At 48.4% G+C, this 14,892-nt stretch carries 14 protein-coding genes; all 14 read left to right on the top strand.

Features of this window, described 5'->3' with window-relative positions:
- Positions 1 to 72 precede the first annotated feature (72 nt).
- Positions 73 to 759, top strand: a complete 687-nt coding sequence (locus KNO98_RS09850) for a hypothetical protein (protein WP_214700710.1) — start codon at positions 73 to 75, stop codon at positions 757 to 759.
- Between the two features lie 70 nt (positions 760 to 829).
- Positions 830 to 3,037 (top strand): SF1B family DNA helicase RecD2, encoded by a 2,208-nt coding sequence (recD2, locus tag KNO98_RS09855; protein WP_034771500.1) that lies wholly within the window; start codon positions 830 to 832, stop codon positions 3,035 to 3,037.
- Between the two features lie 310 nt (positions 3,038 to 3,347).
- Entirely contained in the window at positions 3,348 to 5,990 is a 2,643-nt protein-coding gene (gene alaS / locus KNO98_RS09860) for an alanine--tRNA ligase (RefSeq protein ID WP_214700711.1), read from the top strand.
- A gap of 37 nt (positions 5,991 to 6,027) precedes the next feature.
- Positions 6,028 to 6,294 carry an IreB family regulatory phosphoprotein gene (locus tag KNO98_RS09865; protein WP_026826427.1) on the top strand — a complete coding sequence of 89 codons (267 nt, stop codon included), beginning with the start codon at positions 6,028 to 6,030 and terminating at the stop codon, positions 6,292 to 6,294.
- Between the two features lies 1 nt (position 6,295).
- Positions 6,296 to 6,718: a Holliday junction resolvase RuvX gene (gene ruvX, locus KNO98_RS09870; RefSeq protein ID WP_026826426.1), complete on the top strand. Its 423-nt coding sequence runs from the start codon at positions 6,296 to 6,298 to the stop codon at positions 6,716 to 6,718.
- 14 nt (positions 6,719 to 6,732) lie between these two features.
- Positions 6,733 to 7,029, top strand: coding sequence for a DUF1292 domain-containing protein (locus tag KNO98_RS09875; protein ID WP_026826425.1), 297 nt, complete (start codon positions 6,733 to 6,735; stop codon positions 7,027 to 7,029).
- A gap of 68 nt (positions 7,030 to 7,097) precedes the next feature.
- Positions 7,098 to 8,240: an endolytic transglycosylase MltG gene (gene mltG, locus KNO98_RS09880; protein ID WP_214700713.1), complete on the top strand. Its 1,143-nt coding sequence runs from the start codon at positions 7,098 to 7,100 to the stop codon at positions 8,238 to 8,240.
- A gap of 62 nt (positions 8,241 to 8,302) precedes the next feature.
- Positions 8,303 to 8,944, top strand: coding sequence for an O-methyltransferase (locus tag KNO98_RS09885; protein ID WP_214700763.1), 642 nt, complete (start codon positions 8,303 to 8,305; stop codon positions 8,942 to 8,944).
- 16 nt (positions 8,945 to 8,960) lie between these two features.
- A complete protein-coding gene (gene udk, locus KNO98_RS09890; RefSeq protein ID WP_026826422.1) occupies positions 8,961 to 9,596 on the top strand; it encodes a uridine kinase in 636 nt (211 codons plus the stop codon).
- 67 nt (positions 9,597 to 9,663) lie between these two features.
- A complete protein-coding gene (greA, locus tag KNO98_RS09895) occupies positions 9,664 to 10,137 on the top strand; it encodes a transcription elongation factor GreA (protein ID WP_214700714.1) in 474 nt (157 codons plus the stop codon).
- Positions 10,138 to 10,191: 54 nt separating this feature from the next.
- A complete protein-coding gene (gene mtnN / locus KNO98_RS09900) occupies positions 10,192 to 10,893 on the top strand; it encodes a 5'-methylthioadenosine/S-adenosylhomocysteine nucleosidase (RefSeq protein WP_026826420.1) in 702 nt (233 codons plus the stop codon).
- 85 nt (positions 10,894 to 10,978) lie between these two features.
- Positions 10,979 to 11,938: a beta-ketoacyl-ACP synthase III gene (locus KNO98_RS09905; protein ID WP_214700716.1), complete on the top strand. Its 960-nt coding sequence runs from the start codon at positions 10,979 to 10,981 to the stop codon at positions 11,936 to 11,938.
- Positions 11,935 to 13,167 carry a beta-ketoacyl-ACP synthase II gene (fabF, locus tag KNO98_RS09910; protein WP_026826418.1) on the top strand — a complete coding sequence of 411 codons (1,233 nt, stop codon included), beginning with the start codon at positions 11,935 to 11,937 and terminating at the stop codon, positions 13,165 to 13,167. The genes KNO98_RS09905 and fabF overlap by 4 nt, the downstream gene beginning before the upstream one ends.
- A 66-nt stretch (positions 13,168 to 13,233) precedes the next feature.
- Complete coding sequence (locus tag KNO98_RS09915) at positions 13,234 to 14,766, top strand: peptide ABC transporter substrate-binding protein (RefSeq protein ID WP_214700717.1); 1,533 nt, start codon at positions 13,234 to 13,236, stop codon at positions 14,764 to 14,766.
- Positions 14,767 to 14,892: the final 126 nt, after the last annotated feature.

The following is a 14,892-nucleotide window of genomic DNA, read 5'->3' on the forward strand; positions in this document are numbered from 1 at the left end:
TCTTTGAATCAAAAACGCGACTACCCGTCTTGAAGTGGGGGAATGACAACTTATAGAAGGAGGTCGAGTGGCTTGCGAAAATTCAGCATGGTCAGTGTCATTTTGTTTTTCATTATCGAGTATGTGTGGTTCACACAATTATTTGAATCGGTGAATGAACGACTGGCAGACGGGAAGTGGACGAATACGATTTTGTATCAAGTGGTCGTTGAACCACGAGGACTCATGACGTTATTACTCATGCTGTTCGTAGCGCTCCTCATTGTCGGATGGGTTGTTCATTATGTGTACTCGGAACAGAAGTCTTGCCAGCATACATCTGAACACGTCGGTGTCGGGTGGGTCGTTCCATTGATTCTTGCAGTACTCGGATTCCTCATTCCGAACGTATATGCCCAGGTTGGGATTTTACTCATTCAGGTAACGTTCATTCCGCTCATCCCATTCATCCATCAGACCGTCCCGTTTTGGAAAGTCGTGACGAACTGGTTGATTCAGTTGGCGGTCATCGGTCTCGTCCTATTCGGGGCGAGGGGGATGCTGGAAGATTCGATTCGAATCGAGAAGACCGAGCTCTTCACAAAACTCGAGGCATATCAGGCATCTGGGGACTTAGACCGGATTCAGCGTCTGATTGAAGAAGTGGACCTTGATCAGGTTGAGCGTATTTTGGACCGGGTCGATATCGAACAGTTGATACGCATTTTAGAAGTCGTCGACCTTGATCGGATTGAACAAATCTTAAATCTGTTCGGATAGGTCATTTGTTCAATCGATTCATCTCGGGCTATAATGGATGATGGAAAAATAGCTGGAGGTGTCGGATATGATGGCAGCACCTTATGAGTTGACTGGAAAAGTCATTCGAGTCCTGTTTCAATCAGAAGAAGAAGCGCACACGATCGCGCTCGTACGAATAAAAGAAAAGAATTTTGAGACGGACGAGACCGAGATGGTCATCGCGGGCGTCGGTGTCGGCATCGAGAAAGGTGAGACGTATAAGGCGCACGGTCGTCTCGTCGAACACCCCAAATTTGGGAAACAGATGAAGGCCGATTGGATTCGCCGTGTCGTCCCGATGACGAAACGGGCAGCCGTCCGCTTTTTGACGAACGGATCGTTCCCTGGAATCGGTCAAAAGACGGCGCAGAAGATTGCGGATGCTCTCGGCGACGATTGTATCGACCAAATCGTGAAACATCCGAGCCTCCTGTCAGAGGTCGACGGGTTGAAAGAGAAACAGGCACGTGTGATTACGGAACGTCTGAACGTCTTATACGGGGTCGACCAACTGTTACTATTTCTCGCCCCATTCGACGTGACGCCACGTCTCGCCTCAAAGATTCATAAAGAATATGAAGGCCGAGCGATGGAAACGATTGAAAAGAATCCATACGCGCTCATGTACGATGTGCAAGGTATCGGCTTCAAAACGGCCGATGCCATCGCCGCGCATTTTGGGATTCAAGGAATCCATCCTGAACGCATTGCGGCAGCAGTACTTTACGTATTAGAACTCGAACAAGGGAACGGTCATCTATATGTAACCGCAGACCAACTCGAGGCCGAGATGCCTCGCATCATCGGGGCGGACCCAGGTGACGCCCTCGTCACGGCTTTGGAGTCACTTGCGAAAGAGGAACGAGTCGTTATCGAAGACGGGGTCGTCTATCACCCCCGTGTCTTCCGTGCCGAACGGAAGGCGGCAGAGGAGTTGGCCCGAATCATGGCGACGTCGACGACAGAAGACGTGGACATGACGACAATCTTTGATGCGGTCGGACGTGTTGAGGAGATGTTCTCGATCGAATATGCGACACAGCAACGAGAAGCCATTGAGCTCGCACTTAAATCACCGCTCATGGTACTCACCGGAGGGCCGGGTACAGGGAAGACGACTGTCGTTCGAGGCATCATTCATGCACTCAGTGACGTCTTCGATTGGAAGTTAGAGCCTGTACCGAACCAACCGTTCCCATTCGTCTTGGCCGCACCGACGGGTCGAGCGGCGAAACGCCTCAGTGAGTCGACAGGGCTACCGGCCTCGACAATTCACCGTCTGTTGAAGTTCGACGGAAGTTCGTTCCAAGTGGATGAAACGAATCCGCTTGTCGGGAAAGTCCTCATCGTCGATGAGGCATCGATGATTGACATCTTCTTGTTTAGGAGTTTACTGAAGGCTGTTCCGAACGGCATGAAAATCTTGTTCGTCGGAGACCGCGATCAGCTCCCGTCTGTCGGACCGGGGCAAGTACTTGCGGATTTGATGCAGACGGACGGGATTCCGGTCGTTCGACTTGACGTCGTCCATCGTCAAGCGTCGGAGTCGAGTATTTTACGGCTCGCGCATTCTTTGAACGCCAAGAAAATGCCGGACGATTTGTTGGCGGCTCTCCCGGACCGTCGTTTCTATACGGCGAATCAGGAGACGGCGCTTCAAGCGATCTGTCAGATGGCAGGGGCTGCCCTTCGGAAAGGGTATTCACCGTTTGACATCCAAGTACTCGCTCCGACGTATCGTGGTGTATGCGGGATTGACGGGTTGAACGAGGCGCTCCAAAATGTGTTCAATCCTAAATCGAATGCCCGTGAAGTAAAACACGGGACACGCATTTACCGAAATGGCGATAAAGTGCTACAACTCGTCAATAATGCTGAAGAAAACGTATATAACGGAGACATCGGTGAAATCACGAACATCTTCTTCGCCAAAGAGAACGTTGACAAGGTCGATAAGATTTATATTCGATTCGACCAGACGGAAGTCGAATATAACCGTAGTGAATGGGATCAGTTTACTCACGCCTACGCCATCACGATTCATAAGTCACAAGGTTCGGAGTTCCCAATCGTGCTCATGCCGGTCTTCTTCAACGGAGGATTCCGGTCGTCGCGTAACTTGATTTATACAGCTGTGACCCGGGCGAAGAAAAGTTTACTGCTGTTCGGGGACGTACGGGCACTCGAGGCGGCCACGCGAGAAGAGGAACCAGTGCGACGGACGAAATTGGTCGAGCGCTTAGGAGGGAAGTCTTGACGTCTTCATAAGCGCGTGTGATAATGACGAATAGACAACTGAAACGATACAGACGATGAAGGAAATGAGTACGTCGTCACCACCTCTACAGAGACATCTTCCTAGGCTGCGAGAAGATGGGGGCAGGCCGACCGAAGCTATTCTGGAGTTCCCACTCAACCTGGGCGCCTCATCCACGTTAACGGATGTTTCGAGGCACGGTGTTACCGTGCGAACGAGGGTGGTACCACGAAGCGATGCTTTCGTCCCTTTCCACAGGGGCAGGCATCGCTTTTTTTCGTTTCGTTCAGAATTTAAGGAGGAATTGTTCATGAAACCGCTCAAATCATTGACTGGCGCACAGATTCGCCAAATGTACTTAGATTTCTTTAAATCAAAAGGTCACAGCGTTGAGCCGAGTGCTTCGCTCGTTCCGGTCGAAGACCCGACTCTTTTGTGGATCAACTCAGGCGTAGCGACACTCAAAAAATATTTTGATGGTCGTGTCATCCCTGCAAACCCGCGCATCGTCAACGCTCAAAAATCGATTCGGACGAACGATATTGAGAACGTTGGGAAGACCGCTCGTCACCATACATTCTTCGAAATGCTCGGAAACTTCTCAGTCGGTGAATACTTCCGTGAAGAAGCAATCACATGGGGTTGGGAGCTATTGACGAGTGACGAATGGTACGGTCTCGACACGGAGCGCCTGTCCGTCACGATTCACCCGGACGACGAAGAGTCGAAACAGATTTGGTTGAAGCTCGGTGTGCCGGCTGACCGCATCATCCCGCTTGAAGATAACTTCTGGGAAATCGGTGAAGGCCCGTCTGGTCCGAACACAGAGATTTTCTTCGACCGAGGACCAGCGTTTGGAGACGACCCGACCGACCCTGAACTGTATCCTGGTGGGGAGAACGAGCGTTACCTTGAAATCTGGAACATCGTATTCAGTCAATATAACCATGATGGGCACGGGAATTATACGGAACTCCCGCGTAAAAACATTGATACGGGGATGGGACTCGAACGGATGGTGAGCGTCCTTCAAGACGTGCCGACGAACTTCGATACCGATCTCTTCATGCCGATCATTCGTGAAACAGAAAAGATCAGCGGAGAGGTTTACCGCCAAGACAGCAGCAAAGATGTCGCGTTCAAAGTCATCGCGGACCATATTCGTACCGTATCGTTCGCGATTGGTGATGGGGCACTTCCGTCGAACGAAGGACGTGGATATGTACTTCGTCGCCTCCTCCGTCGTGCCGTGCGTTATGCGAAGATGCTTGGCATCGAGCGTCCGTTCATGTATGAACTCGTCGACGTTGTCGGTGACATCATGATCGACTTCTATCCACAAGTGACTGAGAAGAAAGATTTCATTAAAAAAGTCATTAAAAACGAGGAAGAGCGTTTCCATGAAACATTGAACGATGGACTCGCGATCTTGAACGAAGTTGCAAAAGCACAAAAGGCAGCAGGGTCGAACGTGATTAGCGGTGAAGATGCGTTCCGTCTTTATGACACATACGGCTTCCCACTTGAATTGACAATCGAATACGCAGAAGATCATCAGATGACGGTCGATGAGGACGGCTTCAAAGAAGCGATGAATGAGCAACGTGAACGTGCACGACAAGCGCGTACCGACGTTGAATCGATGCAGATTCAGTCAGGTGTGCTCGCGGACATAACGATGCCATCGACGTTCCTCGGCTACAACAATTTAGAGACGAATGCAAAAATTGTCAGCTTGATTCACGATGGCGAACTCGTCGATGTCGTCGCTGCCGGGGAAGAAGCACAAGTGATGCTCGATCAGACACCATTCTACGCAGAAAGCGGTGGTCAAATCGGTGACAAAGGACAAATCGTCGGCGAAGATTTCGTTCTTCGTGTCAAAGATGTGTCAAAAGCACCGAACGGTCAAAACTTACACACGGTCACGGTCGAATCAGGTGTGGCAAAAGCGGAAGTGGCAGTCACGGCAACGGTCGACCAAGCATCACGTCAAGCGATCGTGAAAAACCATACGGCGACGCATCTTCTTCACCGCGCGCTAAAAGAGACGCTCGGCGAGCACGTCAACCAGGCTGGATCACTCGTGACACCAGATCGGCTTCGTTTTGACTTCTCTCACTTCGGTCAAGTGACAGCCGACGAGCTTCAATCGATTGAACGTCAAGTAAACGAGAAGATTTGGGCATCGATCGGTGTCGACATCGAAGAGATGAACATCGCTGATGCGAAAGCAAAAGGAGCGATGGCACTCTTTGGTGAGAAATATGGCGATGTCGTTCGCGTCGTATCAGCAGGTGACTACTCGGTTGAACTTTGTGGTGGTTGCCACGTATCCAATACGGCTGAAATCGGACTCTTTAAAATCTTGTCTGAGTCAGGGATTGGCGCTGGGACACGTCGAATCGAAGCGGTCACAGGTGCTGGCGCATACGAAGTGATGAACATGCAAATCGAGACGCTTGAAGCGGCAGCGAAACTATTGAAGACGAAACCTCTCGAGGTTCCGGTACGTGTTCAGGCACTTCAGGCTGAAATCAAAGAAGTAGAGCGCGCTTCAGAGTCACTCAAAGCGAAGCTTGCGAACATCGAAGCGTCTTCTTTAACAGATGCAATCGAGACAATCGGTGACGTCCAATTGATTGCGAAACGCGTCGATGGACAAAATATGGATGCTCTTCGTAGCATGGTCGACGACTTAAAAGGAAATCTCGGTTCTGCCGTGATCATCCTTGGGTCTGCGAACGGAGACAAAGTCAACCTCGTCGCGGGCGTGACGAAAGACTTGAATGACCGAGGCTTCCATGCCGGAAAACTCATTAAAGAAGTCGCGACACGTTGCGGTGGCGGCGGTGGCGGTCGTCCAGACATGGCGCAAGCCGGAGGTCGCGATGTAACAAAACTAGATGAAGCATTGAAGTTTGCTTCACATTATGTCCAATCACTGGCATAATAGAGTGTGAAGTGCAAACGGAAAGAGGTGGATTCTTGTGAGCCAAATGGATCGCACGATGCAATTCAATTTTCCAGAAGATGATCAACGTGCTAACACACGCGAAACGCTGATTACGGTATATCAAGCACTCGAGGAAAAAGGATATCAACCGATCAATCAAATCGTGGGATACTTATTGTCAGGTGACCCTGCCTACATTCCACGTCATAATGATGCGCGAAACTTGATTCGCAAAATTGAGCGGGACGAACTACTCGAAGAGTTGGTCAAATCGTATTTGAACGATCGTAGAGAGGGTTAATATGAAGCGAGTCATGGGACTCGATGTCGGTTCGAAAACAATTGGTGTCGCGGTAAGTGACCTAATGGGATGGACGGCACAAGGTGTGGAGACGGTCTACTGGACTGAACCTGACTTTGAAGAGGCCGTTCGTCTCCTTCGTCCGATTATCGAACAGTACGATGTGAAAGAAGTTGTTGTCGGTCACCCGAAAAACATGAACGGAACAATCGGTCCTCGTGGAGAGGCGTCAGAAGCATTTGCTGAAGCCCTCACTGAACAGACTGGTCTTCCGAGTGTGTTGGTGGACGAACGATTGACGACGATGCAGGCGGAACGGATGCTCATTTCAGCAGATGTCAGCCGCAAAAAGAGAAAAGCGGTCATCGACAAAATGGCGGCCGTGATGATTTTACAAAACTACCTGGATCGTTCCGGGAATTAAAGGAGGAATCTCTCATGGCAGAAATCCGTCGTGAAGAAGAAATGTACCGTATTCCAGATGAAAATGGAGACGAGCATTTATTTGCAGAAATTTTCCGTATGACAAGCGACCGCACGAAAAAGACATTCGTCGTGCTTGAGCCGGTCGGCGCTCCGGAAACAGAAGATGAAGACACAATCGAAGTATATGCATTTGAAATTGAAGAACTTGAAGATGGCGAATTCATCTTGAAGCTTGTCGAAGACGATGAAGACTTTGACGAGGTTATGGAGGCATTCGATATCGTCAGCGACGAAGTCGGTCTAGACTAAATAGGGGACGGGCGGCTAGGGATCATCCCTCGTCGCCTCTCTTTTTAAAAAGAACAGGGGAGAAATGCATGAATCATCCATCTATGTCAGATGAGAAACGTGCCCGCAACCGAATCGTTCGTCGTATCACGGTTGTCATCCTTGCCATCTTCCTTCTCGTCATCGCCACAGGATCTGCTCTCGCATATGTATTTGTGAAGCGCTCTGTCGAACCGATTGACCCGACATCGACGGAAACGGTCGAGGTCGAAGTACCACTCGGAGCTGGTTCGGGATACATTGGTGAATTACTTGAAGAGAATGGGCTTGTAAGGAGTAGCACGATTTTCCGTTTCTATACACGCTTTAAAAATGAATCTTCGTTTCAGGCGGGGACGTACACGCTATCTCCGTCACAATCAATCGATGAGTTGATTGAAACGTTGCAAACAGGTAAAGTCATTGTGGTCCCTGATATCAAGCTTGTCATTCCGGAAGGATTCACAATCGACCAGGTGATTGCGCGACTTGCGAAAGTCGCCGAGATTCCGAAAGAAGAAATATCAGAACAATTGAGTGACCGTGAATACATTCAGTCTCTCGTGAATGAGCACGAAATGTTGACGGAGGAAGTGTTGCAGGACGGCATCTATCATCCGCTTGAAGGATACCTGTTCCCAGCCACATATGAATTTAATAAAGGGGTAACGCTCAACGAAATTATCGATGAGATGTTATTGCCGACTGAAAGTATGTATCAAGAATACAAAAGTCGTTTAGCTGATTCAGGACGTACGTTCCACGAGACGCTCTCTCTTGCATCCGTTGTCGAGAAAGAGGCCGTGTCGACGGAAGACAGAAAAGAAATCGCCGGTGTCTTCGAGAATCGTTTAAGCGACGGAATGAGATTACAATCTGACCCGACCGTTTGGTACGGTACAGGAGAAACATCAATTTTCACTTCGTTCGCTGACTTGGAGAACGATTCCTTATATAATACGTATCGTTATGAAGGCATTCCAGTTGGACCGATTGCGGCCGTGAGCCGTGACGCCTTTGAGGCAGTGCTCAACCCGAACGATACAGAGAACATTTACTTCTACGCACGCCCTCCACGTGAAGGGTTCCCGAATGGTGAAGTCTTGTTCGAAGTCAACTATGAGGACCACCAACAAAACGTCAATAAGTACCGTTCCGAATGGGAAGCGTTTGAAGAAGCAAACAGTAATTGATGGGACGACCGGAAGCATCTGCTTCCGGTCGTTTGAATGAAGAGAGTGAAGAGGTGGGACGAGTGGACCATGCATCCTATGAAGGATATGTAGAAAAATTGATTAATGACCGCTCCCCGCTGTTGACGGAGATGGAGGCATTCGCGCGCGTTCACCATGTTCCGATTATGGATCTGACAGGTTCTGAAGTGCTTCTCTCGTTACTGGCGATGCAACGACCGGCTCGAATCCTCGAAGTAGGGACGGCGATCGGCTATAGTGCCATTCGCATGGCGGAGTTGTTGCCGGATGCGGAAATCGTCACAATTGAGCGGAATGCTCGCCGGTTTGAAGAAGCGACGGGCTTCATCAAGCGATCAGATGTCCGTGATCGTATCACGCTCATTCATGGTGATGCTGTCGAATTGATCGGTTCGATTGAAGGGAAGTTCGATGCGGTATTTATTGATGCGGCGAAAGGACAATATCAAAAATTTTTTGATGGGTATGGCGCTTTAGTACCAATTGGTGGTACGATTTACAGCGATAATTTGTTTTTGAGAGGAGACGTCCTGCTTGAAGACGTATCAGTACTTGATCGTCGAAGACGCCGGCTTGTCCGTCTTGTAAAACAATTTACTGAGCAATTGATGGCACGGACCGATTATCATACTGCAATTTTGCCCCTTGGTGATGGCCTAGCAATCAGTCGTAAATTACGATGAGGAGGACTTAACTTTGATGCAACATAAACCCGTCATTATTGGCGTGGCCGGGGGGACCGGATCTGGAAAAACGACCGTGGCCCGCGCGCTCGTCGATGCGTTTCAAGGTCAATCGGTCGTCATGATTGAGCAAGACGCGTATTATAAGGATCAATCAGAGATGACAATGGAGGAACGGTACAAAACGAACTACGACCACCCCTTCGCCTTTGATAACGATTTGTTAATCGAACATATCCAACAGTTACAACAGCATCAGGCAGTCGAGAAGCCAGTATATGATTATGCGGCCCATACACGGTCGGACGAGACGATTTTGATCGAGCCGGTCGATGTCGTCATCGTAGAAGGCATATTGGCGCTCGAAGATGCCCGTTTACGTGATTTAATGGATATTAAAGTCTTCGTGGACACAGATGCGGACGTTCGAATTTTACGACGAATGCAACGTGATATTAATGAACGTGGACGCTCGATTGATTCAGTCGTGGCACAGTATACGAACGTCGTACGTCCGATGCATTTGCAATTCTGTGAACCGACGAAGCGGTACGCAGACATCATCGTTCCTGAAGGCGGAGAAAACTTTGTCGCGATTGATTTACTCGTGACAAAAATCCGTTGGGTGCTCACTGAGCGCAATCGCGCGTGAGGAAATAAATCGTTTTCAATTCAACCCTAGCTGTAATATACTAGGAGACAATGAAGGAGTGACAGAAATGGCTGAAAAACAACACTATATGACGTTAGACGGAAAAGCGAAAATCGAGAATGAATTAAACGAACTGAAGACGGTGCGCCGTAAAGAAGTCGTTGAAAATATTAAGATTGCTCGTGATTTCGGTGATTTGTCAGAGAACGCGGAATATGACGCGGCAAAAGAAGAACAAGCGATGGTCGAGGGACGAATCGCACAACTAGAAGAGATGCTCCGCAATGCGGTCATCATTCAAGATGACGCAGGGGATAACTCGGTTGTCTCTATCGGTAAGACGGTGACGTTCTTCATTCAAGAAGACAACGAAAACGAAACGTATACAATCGTTGGTGGAGCCGAAGCGGACCCGTTCACAGGGAAGATCTCGAATGAATCACCGATTGCCAAGGCATTGCTTGGACGTACAATCGGAGACGTGGTTACGGTTCAAACACCGGGTGGCGACATGGTCGTCGAAATAAAAGAAATCAAATAATGCGAAGAGCGACCTCCTATTCGGAAGTCGCTCTCTTTATGAGGAGGAACCGGAATGAAAGTAGGCATCATCGGCGCGATGGAAGAAGAAGTAAATTTGCTTCGGAATGAGTTGACGGAACGGAAAGATACGGAAATCGCAAACTATCATTTTTATGAAGGCTATCTTGGAAACATGCAAGTCGTCATCTTGAAGTCGGGCATTGGCAAAGTCAATGCGGCAATCGGGACGACACTCTTGATTGATAAGTTCAAGCCGGACGTTGTCATCAATACAGGCTCTGCCGGCGGCTTTAAAAAAGGAATGAAGGTCGGCGACGTCGTCGTCTCGACGGAAGTCCGTCACCACGATGTCGACGTGACTGCTTTCGGGTATGAATACGGGCAAGTTCCAGGGATGCCGCCGGCGTATGAGGCAGATGCCAAACTCGTCAGTGTCTGTAAAGATGTGATTGAAAGCTTGCCTGATGTGAATGTCCACCAAGGGTTGATCGTCACAGGAGATTCATTCATCAATGACTCGAAACGTGTAGCAGACATTCTTGGACATTTCGACGAGGTCGCTGCTGTCGAGATGGAAGCTGCACCAATTGCACAAACATGTTATCAGTTCGGCGTACCGTTCGTCGTGACACGTTCCATCTCGGATAGTGCGGATGAAGAGGCGAACTTGTCATTCGATGAGTTTTTAGAAACGGCTTCGATTAATTCTGCGAAGATGGTCATGGCTGTTACGAAGCGACTAGAACAGGCATAACCGAGTTATACCGAAGAGGATGCATTGACATCCTCTTTTTATTCCCTTATATTAGTACCAGATACTAAGAATAGGGGTCGACGATATGAATATTGGAATCATCGGCATCGGATCGTTCTTACCGGACAATCGGGTGACAAATATCGATTTAGAAAAGCGAATGGATACGAGCGATGAATGGATTCGTACGCGTACAGGCATCGAGGCACGACATTTAGCAGAAACAGGGACGTCGGTTGCAGATATGGCAACACGTGCCGCAGAGCGTGCTCTACAGAGCGCAGGAGTCACGATTGATGAGATTGAGGCAATCGTTTGTGCGACGGCTACAGCACCATCTTTCCCGGCAACAGCATGCCTCGTGCAGGCGAATCTCGGTGCAAAGCGGGCTGTGGCGTTTGACGTGAGTGCAGCATGTAGCGGATTCATCTTTGCGATGGACACTGCGAAGAGCTTGATGGATTCAAAAGGGTTTAAAAAGACGCTCGTTATCGGGGCAGAAAAGATGGGAAGTCTGATTGATTGGGATGATCGATCGACCGCCGTTTTGTTTGGGGACGGGGCAGGTGCCGTCGTACTTGGAGAAGATGAGGTCGCTTCGATTGACTCATTCGTACTCGGAAGTGACGGTACTGGTGGTAAATACCTATATGAAAATGAAGAGGGTAAAATCGTCATGAATGGTCGTGAAGTCTTCAAGTTTGCGGTACGTAAAATGCCGGAAATCGTACTTGAAGCGCTTAATAAAGCGGATAAATCACTGAATGACCTCGATGTTCTCGTACCGCATCAGGCGAACCGCAGAATCATCGATGCTGCGATGGAACGGTTGAATTTAGAAGAAGAGAAAGTCGTCATGACCATTCAGGACCATGCAAACACATCGGCAGCATCCATTCCGCTCGCTTTAGCCGAAGCGGTAAAATCAGGTAAAATCCAAGATGGACAAACGGTAGTCATCGCAGGGTTCGGTGCCGGTCTCACATGGGGTGCTAGCTGTTTGACATGGAATCAGGCAACAATTACGGAGGGGAATCATCTATGAAACGAGTAGTAGTAACAGGGTTAGGAGTCGTATCGCCGTTAGGAAACGACGTGTCGACAATGTGGGATCGCCTTTTAAAAGGGGACAATGCGATTGATACGTTGACGAAGATTGACATCAGTCAGTATCCGGCGAAGGTTGGGGCAGAAGTGAAAGAATGGAGCATTGAACACTTAGTTGAACCGAAAGAAGCACGTAAGATGGACTCTTTCATTCAATATTCACTTTTAGCAGCAGATGCTGCGCATAAAGACAGTGGGCTCGATGTGAAAGCGATGGCGGATGATGTCGGTACTTGGATTGGGAGCGGAATCGGTGGCGTCGAAACGATTGATAAACAATCTGCCATCCTACACGAACGTGGACCACGTCGTGTCAGTCCATTCTTCATTCCAATGATGATTCCGAATATGGCTAGCGGACAAGTGTCTATTTATCTTGGCGCAAAAGGACCGAGTAACTGTTCCGTGACAGCTTGTGCATCAGGGACGAACTCTATCGGGGAAGCGTTCCGCGTTATTCAACGTGGAGATGCGATTGCGATGTTCGCTGGTGGGGCGGAAGCACCGATCACACCACTCTCGTTCGCAGGGTTCTGTTCCAACAAAGCATTGTCAACGAATCCGGATCCAAGTACGGCGTGCCGTCCGTTTGACGAGAATCGTGACGGGTTTGTTATGGGAGAAGGAGCAGGTGTGCTCGTCTTAGAAGAATATGAGCATGCATTAGCACGAGGTGCGAAAATGTATGCAGAAGTCGTCGGATACGGCATGAGTTCAGATGCTTATCACATCACAGCACCGTCACCAGAGGCAGAAGGTGGCTCGAAGGCGATGAGTGAAGCGATTCGTGATGCCGGGATTAAACCGGAAGAAGTTCAATACATCAACGCGCATGGAACGAGCACGCCGCTCAACGATATGCTCGAAACAAAAGCGATTCGTCGTGTGTTCGGAGAACATGCCGACAAGCTCGCAGTGAACTCCTCGAAATCGATGATTGGACACCTCCTTGGTGGTGCAGGTGGCGTCGAGGCCGTCATCACAGCGCTTTCGATTCATGAAGGTAAAATTCATCCGACGATTAACTGCGAATCACCTGCGGCGGATTGTGATTTAGACTATGTACGAGAAGGAAATCGGGAACTTGAAATCCAGTATGCACTTAGTAACTCACTCGGCTTCGGGGGCCACAATGCGACACTCGCATTTGCGAAAGTGACGAACTGACGGTAGAAATATCATTCAAAAAAGGTTAGGGTATAAGGGTTGGTCTAACAGAAAGGAGCACAACGAATGAAAAAGAAATCATTCATCGTGACCGCCTTGTTAGGTTCAGTCCTTATCCTTTTTTTATTTATTTGGAACGAACAACGAGAGCAGTCACGTGAACTATTACCGCCAGAAGAGCAAACCTTGACGATTTACGGAGAGTCACTTCCAACACAACCCGATGTCATGTTAGCGATTGATCCGGCATCACAAACAATATTGTCGCATCTATATGAAGGACTGTATCGCTTTGGTGAAGATGGGTCCATCGAGCCGGCCCTTGTCGAAAAATTGGAGCGTTCAGAAGACGGGACGGTATATACGTTTACGTTAAAAGAGAGTACGACAACAGAAGGAAACGCGATTACCGCGCAAACGTTCACCGACCATTTTCGTAAACTTGTCGACGATGACACGAATTCACCATTCAGTTTTTTACTCGCAGATGTCAAATCGGCAAAAGAAATTGGTTTGGGGCAACAAGAGCCCAGTACGTTAGGAGTTAAGGCGATCGATGATCAAACGCTCGAGCTGACCCTCATCCGACCGATGGAAGGATTCGAGAAGGTACTAGCGATGCCCGCATTTTTACCACAACTATCGGCGAAGGCGTGGGATGAACTAGAAACAAACGGTCCGTTTGAAATCGATTCAATTGATGATACAACTGTCTCGTTACATAAAAATGAAACGTATCGTGAGGCGGAGAGCGTCATGCTCGAAACCGTTTCTATCCGTAGTGAGCCGAACTTGTCCGAAACATCCGGGATGCATCCGATTCCATATGATTTTGACATGTCTACTGTTAACGAAGAGGTCATGACGATTCGAGACGTGCCACGGAGTGGTGTATTTTATTTAAAACCAAATGTTGAAAAAGCACCGTTTAATGATGTAGCGTTTCGACAAGCCCTCGCGTTGACATTAGAACGGACGGCGATTGAAGATTCTCTCGCACGAGCGGAGCAAACAACGGAACGATTGCTCGTCATGGACGAAAAGTCAGCTGTCAAAGAGCTAGAAGGAGACCCCGGTCAATTACTTGAGGATGTAAAACAACGTCTCAAGAAGGACGAAGTGGAGATTGAACTGCTTAGTTTTGTTGATGAGGAAGCACGCCAAATTTCAACAAAGTTGAAAGAGAATTTAGAACAGTTGGACGGATTAACAGTCAAAGTCATCGAGCTTCCCTTAGGAGATAAAGTTAGGAAAGAAGTCTCAGGTGATTACGCATTCTCCTTGTCGGGTTGGCAACCAGACTATCCAATGTTATCAGCCTATTTGACTCAATTTGAGACAAAAAATGTGTTGAATTCGAGTCGATATGCAAGTGAGTCGTATGATGAGTTGCTGGATCAGGCGCGCGTGACAGAGAATTTAGATGAACGAAACAAGATCTTACGACAGGCAGAAGCACAGTTGTTAGAAGAAGCAGTTGTTATGCCAATCTATCAAGCAGGACGTTCATATATGATTGATAAAAGTTATGATCATGTCGGTTATCCGGTCATCGGTCCTTCGTATGTCCTAACGTTTACAAAAAAATATGAAAATTGAGCTAAAAGCCCGCCGCTGTAGGCGGGCTTTTAGCCTATAGAGAAAATTTTTTAGAAAAATCAAAATAAACACTTTGCAAAATTATCAGAATATTGTATTATTGCATCAACGGGATTTTGGTAACAA

The sequence above is a fragment of the Exiguobacterium sp. s57 genome, assembly GCF_018617685.1.
In the GTDB taxonomy this organism is placed as follows: domain Bacteria; phylum Bacillota; class Bacilli; order Exiguobacteriales; family Exiguobacteriaceae; genus Exiguobacterium; species Exiguobacterium marinum.